We start from the raw sequence: 511 nt of genomic DNA on the forward strand, positions 1-511 counted from the left end.
AGAATGAGATAAAAAGCACACAGTCACCGTCTTCTTGCATAACTTGCTTCTAAAGGTAATTTGTGTATCACTCCGGTACTCGCATCCTCACGTACTAAAGTGTACGCTGTAGTACTGCGTTCCGTGTTTCCTTCAAATTCCTATTTATAAGCTACGTTATGGAAGATGCTGGACACTGTTTTATTTTTTTGTTGATACTGGGATTAACACTGATTTTTATACTCTTTCCCTTCCCGACGCTTTTCCCGATAAAAATAAGATAAAAAACAAACAGTGACCGACTTCTTGCATAACGTAGCTAATCCAGAGGAATTTGAAGGAAACACGGAACGCAGTACTACCGCGTACACTTTAGTACGTGAGGATGCGAGTACCGGATTGATACACAAATTACCTTTAGAAGCAAGTTATGCAAGAAGTCGGTCACTGTTTGTTTTTTATCTTATTTTTCTGATGTCATCCCCGCGGAGGCGGGAATCCAGTAAAACCTATAAAAACTTGTTTTTATAGG

2 pseudogenes are annotated in these 511 nt (G+C 39.3%); one reads left to right on the plus strand and one right to left on the minus strand.

The features are described 5' to 3' along the window. Positions 1–29: 29 nt before the first annotated feature. Positions 30–140 (minus strand): annotated as a pseudogene (locus O6R16_RS08160) (palindromic element RPE1 domain-containing protein); the annotation flags it as partial. Between the two features lie 142 nt (positions 141–282). Between O6R16_RS08160 and O6R16_RS08165 the strand changes: the two are divergent. Then, positions 283–411: pseudogene (locus O6R16_RS08165) on the plus strand (palindromic element RPE1 domain-containing protein); the annotation flags it as partial. Between the last annotated feature and the right edge of the window lie 100 nt (positions 412–511).

The sequence above is a fragment of the Candidatus Rickettsia tasmaniensis genome, from assembly GCF_036857515.1.
Classification (GTDB): domain Bacteria; phylum Pseudomonadota; class Alphaproteobacteria; order Rickettsiales; family Rickettsiaceae; genus Rickettsia; species Rickettsia rickettsii.